The organism is Frigoribacterium sp. CFBP 8751 (assembly GCF_014841545.1).
Lineage (GTDB): Bacteria > Actinomycetota > Actinomycetes > Actinomycetales > Microbacteriaceae > Frigoribacterium.
The window spans coordinates 132,711-141,579 of record NZ_JACYUB010000008.1 but is presented as its reverse complement, the minus strand read 5'-3'; the positions used below and the strand labels follow the sequence as shown (position 1 = coordinate 141,579).

The following is an 8,869-nucleotide window of genomic DNA, read 5'->3' as shown; positions in this document are numbered from 1 at the left end:
CTAAGACTCTCAGCGCCGATGGTACTGCAAGGGGGACCTTGTGGGAGAGTAGGACACCGCCGGACTCCTTTTAGAAACACCAGAAGAGCCGCCCCAGTTGGGGCGGCTTTTCTGCGTTACGGGACGAATGCCGAATACTCGCACCGCGCCTCCTGCGCTTGCGGTCACTTTGGTAGAGTCATCCCTTCACAACTCGACAGCTGGCAGAGAACAACAGAGGAGCACTTCGGTGACTGATCGCGACGACGACGACCGCAAGGACGGCCCGCGCCGCCCCTCCTCGGGCTCTGGCGGCGGGGGCTCTCACCGCGGTGGTGGAAGTGGCCGCCCGTCCTCCGGTGATCGCGGGCGTCCTTCGGGGGATCGTCCCACCGGGGGTCGCCCTCAGCAGGGTGGCCGTTCGGCCGAGGGTCGTCCGGTCGGCGGACGACCGACCGGAGGGCGCCCGTCGAACGACCGCCCCCAGCGAGGCGAACGCCCGTCATCGGGTGACCGTCCTCAGCGTGGGGATCGTCCCTCTTATGGTGACCGTCCTCAGCGGGGGGATCGTCTCTCGTCGAGTGACCGTCCTCAACGGGGAGACCGTCCGTCTTACGGCGACCGGCCCCAGCGTGGGGATCGCCCGTCATCGGGTGATCGGCCGCAGCGTGGCGGTCGGCCCGGCGGCGACGATCGTCGCGGAGCGAGTCCTCGTGCGGGCTCGACCGGACGCGGGGATCGCCGAGAGGCCTGGAAGCCCCGCGAGACTCCGGAAGACCGAGATCCTTTCGGAATCAAGTCGGTCCGTCCGGCGCAAGAGGTCGCGCACGTGCCCGACGACGTCGAGCCCCGGGACCTCGACAAGGTGGCGCGTGGTGAGCTCAAGACGCTCAGCAAGGAGAACGCGGACTGGGTCGCCAAACACCTGGTGATGGCCGGACGACTGATCGACGAGGACCCGGAGGAAGCGCACAAGCACGCCCTGTCGGCAGGCCGTCGAGCCGGTCGCATCTCGGTCGTCCGCGAGACGATCGCCATCACGGCCTACCAGGTGGGGGACTACGCCCTCACGTTGCGCGAACTTCGCACCTACCGCCGCATCTCGGGCCGTGACGACCAGTTGCCCTTGATGGTCGACAGCGAGCGCGGTCTCGGTCGCCCCGAGCGGGCGCTCGAGCTCGGCCGGTCCGTCGACGTGTCGACGCTCGACGCGCAGGTGCGCGTCTCGTTGGCGATCGCGATGTCGGGTGCGCGCCTCGACCTGGGCCAACCCCAGGCGGCCTTGGGCGAGCTCGAGATTCCCCAGTTGGACCGCACGAAGGCGTTCAGCTACAGCCCCGCCCTCTTCGCGGCGTACGGAACGGTGCTCGAAGATCTCGGCCGGCCCGACGAGGGGGAGAAGTGGCTCGAGCTGGCGGACCGTGCCGAGGACGCTCTCGCGGCCCTCGAACACGGGGGCGACGACGGTGAGACCGTCGAGATCGTCGAAGAGGACGTCGACGTCTCCGACGAACGGCCCGCGGGGCTCGACGATGTCGGCGTGGGAGCGCTCCAGGAACTCGGTGATGTCGAGCCGGAGCCCCGGGAAGGCGTCGACGACCTGAACGGACCCGAGCAAGGACCGGACGAGCAGCACGACGAGGAGCAGGGCCAGCATGATGAGACTGCCGATCCCGAGACGGCCCCGCAGGGCACGGACCACGTCGACGACCACCGTGGCTGACGCGAAGACCCCGCTCGACGGCGTCGACACCGTCCTCGCCGACCTCGACGGTGTGGTGTACCGGGGACGACACGCCATCGACCACGCCGTCGACAGCCTCACCGAGGCCGCTCGGACGCGTCGTGTCGGGTACATCACGAACAACGCGTCGCGCACGGCCGAGACGGTGGCCGGCCAACTGGCCGGCTACGGGCTCGCGGTGGGTGCCGACGACGTGGTGACGTCCCCGCAGGCCGCGGTGCGCCTCCTCGTCGATGCCGTGCCCGCCGGCTCGACGGTGCTCGTGGTCGGCGGAGAGGGGTTGACGTCGGTGCTCGAGGCCGAGGGGTTCGTCGTGACCCGTTCGGCCGACGACGCTCCTGCCGCGGTCGTCCAGGGCTTCAGCCCCGACGTCGGGTGGGCGCAACTCGCCGAGGCGTCCTTCGCGTTGCACACGGGCATCCCGTGGATCGCGACGAACACGGACTGGACGATCCCGCAGGAGCGTGGCGTCGCACCGGGCAACGGCACGCTCGTGTCCGCGGTGCACACGGCCGTCGGGCGCCTGCCCGTCACCGCCGGCAAGCCCGAGACTCCGATCTTCACCGCCGCCGTCGAGCGCTTCGGGGCGACGAAGGCGGCGTTCATCGGCGATCGGCTCGACACCGACATCGTGGGTGCGAACGCGGCCGGGCTCGTCTCGATCCTCGTGCTGACCGGCATCGACGGCGCGAAGCAGGTGCTCGCGGCGGACGCCAAGTCGCGACCGGACTTCATCGTCGGCGACCTCCGCGAGCTGGACCAGCCGTATCCCGAGACCGTCGAGCACGACGAAGAGGACGTGCGCGTCGTCACCGTCCGCACGGCGAGCGTCGCCGTCCGCGGTCACGTGGTGCGCGTGTTGTCCGAGGGGGACGACCCCGTCGACCTGCTGCGCGCCGGGGCGACCGCGGTGTGGGGGACCGGCAAGGCGATCTACGGGCTCGACGTCGACCCCAAGCTGCACGCCGACGGCTGATCGCGTCCGCTCCGACCGTCAGGGGTGGCGGCTAGTCTTGACGGCACCATGAGCGACCATCCCGACGCCACCGTCCGCGGCGACACCGACCTCGACGTCGTCGATGCCGCAGACCGTCAGGAGGCGCGGGTCGAGTCCGCCGCGCGTCTGGCCGACATCGAGTCCCAGCCCCTGGCCTCCCGGGCCCAGGGCTTCGAACAGGTCCACGACGAACTCCGTGCGGTGCTCGAGGGCACGACGGACGACACCGGTCAGGGCGGTCGATGACGGCCTCCGAGGCGCCGGGTGACCGACTCGACTCGGTGCTCGCCCGGCGGGGCCTCGCCCGGTCACGGACGCATGCCGCCCGGTTGCTGTCGGAGGGGCTGGTCACGGTCAACGGCATCGGGGTCGTGAAGGCCTCTGCTCGGGTGGCCGAGACGGACGACGTCGCCGTCGCCGGGCTCGACCACTACGTGAGTCGCGCGGCACACAAGCTCCTGGGTGCGCTCGACGCGTTCGGGGTCGACCCCACGGGCCGAACGGCCCTCGACGTCGGTGCGTCCACGGGTGGGTTCACCCAAGTCCTCCTCGAGCGCGGGGCCGAGCACGTCGTCGCCCTCGACGTCGGCCACGGTCAGCTGGCCAACCCCGTGCGCTTCGACCCGCGGGTCACGATCGTCGAGGGCGAGAACGCGAGGTACCTGACGGCCGAGCGGTTCGCGGCGTTGACGACCCGCGCCTCCTCGGTGTCGCTCGTCGTCGCCGACGTGTCCTTCATCTCGTTGACGATGGTGCTGCCCGCGCTCGTGGCGAGCGTGGGTGTGGACAACGACTTCCTCCTGCTGATCAAGCCGCAGTTCGAGGTCGGTCGGCAGGGGGTCCGTGAAGGCCTCGTGCTCGACCCCGTGTTGCGGAACGAGGCCGTCACGACCGTGTTGTGGGCCGCCCACGACCTGGGGCTCGGCACGGCCGGCCTCATCTCGTCCCCGATCGTCGGAGGCTCGGGCAACCGCGAGTACTGTGTGCACTTCTCGGCCTCGGCCGGGACGAATCCGACAGAATGGCTCAGCACGGCCGACAGCTTGACGAGAGGGTGATCGACATCTCTTCGACACGACACATCCTGGTCGTCTCGCACACGGGGCGCCCCGACTCCATCGACGCCGCCCTCGAGGTCTGCGGGCTGCTGGGCGACGCCGGGGTGGTTCCCGTCCTTCCCCGCGACGAGTGGGACGACATCCGTCGGGCGCAGCCCACGGCCGCCATCGACGACGTCGAGATCCTGTTCGACGGCGTGGCCTGCGACGACCTCGAATGCGTCATCGTGCTCGGCGGTGATGGCACGATCCTCCGTGCGGCCGAGTTGATCCGTGGCACCCGCGCCCCGATCGTCGGGGTCAACCTCGGGCACGTCGGGTTCCTGGCCGAGAGCGAGCGCGACGAGATGGGAGACACCGTCGCCCGCGTACTCGCCGCCGACTACGAGGTCGAGGAGCGTTTCGCGCTCGACGTCAAGGTCACCAACGGTGACGAGGTCGTCTACGAGACCTGGGCCATGAACGAGGCGACGGTCGAGAAGGCCTCACGCGAGCGCATGCTCGAGGTCGTCATCGAGGTCGACGGTCGTCCCCTGTCGTCGTTCGGCTGCGACGGCGTGGTCATGTCGACGCCGACCGGCTCGACGGCCTACTCGTTCTCGGCCGGCGGCCCCGTGGTGTGGCCTGCCGTGCAGGCGCTCCTGCTGGTGCCGCTCAGCGCCCACGCCCTCTTCGCCCGCCCACTTGTCGTCGGGCCCGACTCGGTGCTCGCCGTCGAGGTGCTGAGCCGCACCGACGCCCGCGGCATCCTGTGGTGCGACGGTCGTCGCGAGCACGACCTGCCTCCGGGGGCCCGGGTCGAGTGCAGTCGCTCCGACCAGCCCGTGCGACTCGCCCGCCTGCGGACGGGCCCGTTCACGGACCGTCTGGTGGCCAAGTTCCAGTTGCCGGTCACCGGCTGGCGCGGTCCGGCGCCTGTCGACGAAGCCCCCGCCGAGTCGGTCACCTCGTCGTCGCCGACCGCCCCGGCCGCCGAGGGCGACCGATGATCGAAGAGATCTCGATCCGCGACCTGGGCGTGATCGGTCGTGCCACGCTGCCGCTCGGCCCCGGCTTCACGGCCGTCACGGGTGAGACCGGTGCGGGCAAGACCATGGTCGTCTCGGCGCTCGGCCTGCTGCTCGGCCAGCGTGCCGAGAGCGGCGTCGTCCGCTCGGGCAGTCCTCAGGCCGTCGTGGACGGCCGGTGGCTGGTCCCCGCCGAGGGGGCCATCGTCGAGCGTGTCCGTGATGCGGGCGGTGAGGTCGACGACGGTGAACTGTTCCTCAGCCGAGTCGTCTCGGCCGAAGGGCGCAGCCGCGCGGTCGTCGGTGGGCGCACTGCTCCCATCGGCGTGCTCGGTGACCTCGCCGACCATCTCGTGGTGGTGCACGGCCAGTCCGAGCAGATCCGCCTCAAGTCCGCAGCGGCCCAACGTGCGGCCGTCGACGCGCACGGCGGGGCCGCACTGGCCGAGGCCGCCGCGCACTACCGCGGTGCCTACGACGCCTGGCTGGCCGCCCGCGCCGAACTCGACGAGATCACCCGGGACCGCGATGCCCGGCGCGACGAGGCCGAGGGCCTTCGGGCCGCGATCGACGAGATCGAAGGGCTCGCCCCCGTGGCCGGCGAACTCGACGAGCTCGACGCCACCGCCGAGCGACTGAGCAACGCCGAAGACCTGCGACTGGCGGCCGGGCTCGCCCACGAGGTGCTCTCCACCGACGCGGTCGACGGCACCCGGGACGTCGTCTCGCTGGTCGAAGAGGCCCGGCGTCAGATCGAACGCGTCGCCCCTCACGATCCGGCACTCGAGCCGATCGCCGACCTGCTGGCCGAGGTCAGCGTGCAGGTCGGTGAATCCGCGTCACGCCTGTCGAGCTACCTCGGCACCCTCGACGCCGACGTCGCCGTCGAACTCGAGTCGGTGCAGACGCGTCGCGCCGACCTGGCCGGGCTCGTCCGCAAGTACGGCCCCACCCTCGACGACGTCATCCGGATGCTCGACGACGGCAGCCGGCGCCTGGTCGAGCTCGACGGCGACGACGACCGGCTCGCGCACCTCGACGACGAGGTGGCCGAGCTGCGGGCCGAGGCCGAGCGGCGGGCGGGCGTCCTCGGCGACCTGCGGCGCGCCTCCGGGGCCGACCTCTCGACGCGGGTCAGCGCCGAGTTGAGCGCGCTGGCCATGACCGGTGCCGAGATCGTCGTCGAGGTCTCGCCGCGCGACGAGCTCGGGACGAGCGGCGGTGACGTCGTGTCGCTGTTGCTGAGGCCGCACCCCGGCAGCGAACCGCGGCCGCTCGGCAAGGGGGCGTCCGGCGGCGAGCTGTCGCGCGTGATGCTCGCGCTCGAGGTCGTCATGGCCGGGTCGAGCGACGTGCCCACCTTCGTGTTCGACGAGGTCGATGCCGGCGTCGGCGGGTCGGCCGCGATCGAGATCGGTCGACGGCTGGCGGCGCTGGCCGAACGGGCGCAGGTCATCGTGGTGACGCACCTGGCGCAGGTCGCGGCGTTCGCCACCAACCACCTCCGCGTCGTGAAGGACGCCTCGGGCGAGGTGACCGCCAGCAGCGTGCACCAGCTCGAGGGCGACGAGCGAGTCGCCGAGATGGCCCGTCTCCTCTCGGGGCTGCCCGACAGCTCCAGTGGCCTCGAGCACGCGCGCGAGCTGCTCGAGCTGGCCTCGTCGGCCCGACGACCGGCCACGGCCGACACACGTTCGTAACAGGCGTGGTCTGTCGCAACGGCTCGGTGTGACATAGGATGGAATCCCGTGGTGAACGTTGAGAACTCGGGTCCAGATGCCAGCACGACGAAGCACATCTTCGTCACCGGAGGCGTCGTCTCCTCCCTCGGAAAAGGCCTGACGGCCGCCAGCCTGGGCAATCTGCTCACGGCTCGCGGGCTGCGCGTGGTCATGCAGAAGCTCGATCCGTACCTGAACGTCGATCCGGGCACGATGAACCCGTTCCAGCACGGCGAGGTCTTCGTGACCGACGACGGTGCCGAGACCGACCTCGACATCGGGCACTACGAGCGCTTCCTCGACATCGACCTCGGTCAGTCGGCGAACGTCACGACCGGCCAGATCTACTCGACCGTGATCGCGAAAGAGCGACGCGGCGAGTACCTCGGCGACACCGTGCAGGTCATCCCGCACATCACCGACGAGATCAAGCGGCGCATGCGCCAGCAGGCGGACGACGACCCGAAGCCCGACGTGATCATCACCGAGGTCGGCGGCACGGTCGGCGACATCGAGAGCCAGCCGTTCATCGAGGCCGCTCGTCAGGTGCGCCACGAGCTCGGTCGCAAGAACGTGTTCTTCGTGCACGTCTCGCTCGTGCCCTACATGGGTGCGTCCGGTGAGCAGAAGACCAAGCCGACGCAGCACAGCGTCGCCGCCCTCCGGTCGATCGGCATCCAGCCCGACGCCCTCGTGCTGCGCAGCGACCGTCCGGTCAGCGAGAGCAACAAGAAGAAGATCGCCCTGATGTGCGACGTCGACGAAGACGCGGTCGTCAACGCGAAGGACGTCGCGAGCATCTACGACATCCCGGCCATGCTGAACGACCAGGGGCTCGACGCGTACATCATCGACCACCTGGGTCTCGGCGAGAAGGCGGGCGAGGTCGACTGGTCGGGCTGGCAGCCCGTGTTGACCGCCGTCCACGAGCCGAAGCACGAGGTCACGATCGGCCTGGTCGGCAAGTACATCGACCTGCCCGACGCCTACCTGTCGGTCACCGAGGCCCTCAAGGCCGGCGGGTTCGCGCACCAGACCAAGGTGTCGCTGACCTGGATCCCCTCCGACGACTGCGAGACCGCCGAGGGCGCTGCCAAGGCGCTCAGCCAGGTCGACGGCATCTGCGTGCCCGGTGGTTTCGGCATCCGCGGCATCGAGGGCAAGCTCGGTGCGCTGCGCTTCGCCCGCGAGAACGGCCTGCCGGCGCTCGGCCTCTGCCTGGGCCTGCAGTGCATGGTCATCGAGTACGCGCGCAACGAGGCCGGCCTGACCGGCGCCTCCTCGTCCGAGTTCGACCCCGACACCGAGTACGCGGTCGTCGCGACCATGGCCGAGCAGGTCGACATCATCGCCGACGGCGACCTGGGCGGCACCATGCGCCTCGGCCTCTACCCGGCCGCCCTCACGCCGGGCTCGCTCGCCGCCGACCTGTACGGCTCCGAGCTGGTGTCCGAGCGTCACCGCCACCGCTACGAGGTCTCGAACCAGTACCGTCAGCAGATCGCCGACGCGGGCCTCCGCTTCTCGGGCACCTCGCCCGACGGCACGCTCGTCGAGTACGTCGAGCTCGACCGCGACGTCCACCCGTTCTACATCGGCACGCAGGCCCACCCCGAGCTGAGGTCGCGCCCCAACGACGCCCACCCGCTCTTCGCCGGGCTCGTCGCCGCATCCCTCGAGCGCCACGACGCGAGCAAACTGTTCGCCGACGAGGCCGACGCTGCCGAGGTGGTCGCGTGACCGACGCGTTCTCCGCGGCCACCGGCCCTCTCGCCGACGAGCCGGCGTCGCCGACGGTCACGAAGACCGAGGTCGTCTTCGAAGGCGCCGTCTGGAACGTCAAGCGCGACACCGTCGACTACAACGGGTCGCCGATGGTGCGCGAGTACGTCGCGCACACCGGGGCGGTCGCCGTGCTGGCCGTCGACGACGAGCAGCGCGTGCTCGTCATCAAGCAGTACCGACACCCGATCCGCACCCGCGACTGGGAGCTGCCCGCCGGCCTGCTCGACGCCGAGGGCGAGAGCAAGCTCGACGCCGCGAAGCGAGAACTGTCAGAAGAAGCCGACCTGCAGGCGACGACCTGGGACGAACTCGTCTCGTTCCACACGACGCCCGGCGGCAACGACGAGATGGTCACGGTCTACCGAGCCACCGGCGTCAGCGCGACGGAGGGCCCGTTCGAGCGCAGTGACGAAGAGGCCGACATCGAGAAGCGTTGGGTCTCGCTCGACGAGATCGTCGACGGCGTCCTCGCCGGGCGTCTGCACAACTCGATCCTCAGCATCGCGGCGCTCGCCGCGGTCGCGTCCCGCTGAGGTGCGCGTCGCCCCGACGGCGCCGCGGCTCCGGCCGTAGCCTGG

At 70.6% G+C, this 8,869-nt stretch carries 8 protein-coding genes; all 8 read left to right on the top strand.

Annotation, left to right across the window (positions count from 1 at the left end):
• The first annotated feature begins 808 nt into the window (after positions 1-808).
• From IFT88_RS16225 to IFT88_RS16190, 8 genes are read left to right on the top strand one after another with little or no spacing between them, the layout of a single operon-like run.
• Positions 809-1,702 (top strand): hypothetical protein, encoded by an 894-nt coding sequence (locus IFT88_RS16225; protein ID WP_192121834.1) that lies wholly within the window; start codon positions 809-811, stop codon positions 1,700-1,702.
• Positions 1,695-2,699 carry an HAD-IIA family hydrolase gene (locus IFT88_RS16220; protein WP_342212187.1) on the top strand — a complete coding sequence of 335 codons (1,005 nt, stop codon included), beginning with the start codon at positions 1,695-1,697 and terminating at the stop codon, positions 2,697-2,699. The genes IFT88_RS16225 and IFT88_RS16220 overlap by 8 nt, the downstream gene beginning before the upstream one ends.
• Positions 2,700-2,747: 48 nt before the next feature.
• The gene (locus IFT88_RS16215) at positions 2,748-2,966 is read left to right on the top strand and encodes a hypothetical protein (RefSeq protein WP_043595871.1); all 219 of its coding nucleotides are present in this window, start codon (positions 2,748-2,750) and stop codon (positions 2,964-2,966) included.
• Positions 2,963-3,778: a TlyA family RNA methyltransferase gene (locus tag IFT88_RS16210; RefSeq protein ID WP_192121832.1), complete on the top strand. Its 816-nt coding sequence runs from the start codon at positions 2,963-2,965 to the stop codon at positions 3,776-3,778. Before IFT88_RS16215 ends, IFT88_RS16210 begins: the two co-directional genes overlap by 4 nt.
• Before the next feature lie 5 nt (positions 3,779-3,783).
• Positions 3,784-4,767 (top strand): NAD kinase, encoded by a 984-nt coding sequence (locus IFT88_RS16205; protein WP_231567131.1) that lies wholly within the window; start codon positions 3,784-3,786, stop codon positions 4,765-4,767.
• Complete coding sequence (gene recN / locus IFT88_RS16200; protein WP_192121830.1) at positions 4,764-6,485, top strand: DNA repair protein RecN; 1,722 nt, start codon at positions 4,764-4,766, stop codon at positions 6,483-6,485. The genes IFT88_RS16205 and recN overlap by 4 nt, the downstream gene beginning before the upstream one ends.
• 51 nt (positions 6,486-6,536) lie before the next feature.
• Entirely contained in the window at positions 6,537-8,246 is a 1,710-nt protein-coding gene (locus IFT88_RS16195; protein WP_082452737.1) for a CTP synthase, read from the top strand.
• Positions 8,243-8,824 (top strand): NUDIX domain-containing protein, encoded by a 582-nt coding sequence (locus IFT88_RS16190; RefSeq protein WP_056230143.1) that lies wholly within the window; start codon positions 8,243-8,245, stop codon positions 8,822-8,824. The genes IFT88_RS16195 and IFT88_RS16190 overlap by 4 nt, the downstream gene beginning before the upstream one ends.
• The last annotated feature ends 45 nt before the right edge of the window (positions 8,825-8,869 follow it).

Excerpts from the sequence above, each read along its gene's own strand:
- IFT88_RS16210 (WP_192121832.1), top strand. The coding sequence starts at position 2,963 with ATGACGGCCTCCGAGGCGCCGGGTGACCGACTCGACTCGGTGCTCGCC.
- recN (WP_192121830.1), top strand. The coding sequence starts at position 4,764 with ATGATCGAAGAGATCTCGATCCGCGACCTGGGCGTGATCGGTCGTGCC.
- IFT88_RS16215 (WP_043595871.1), top strand. The coding sequence starts at position 2,748 with ATGAGCGACCATCCCGACGCCACCGTCCGCGGCGACACCGACCTCGAC.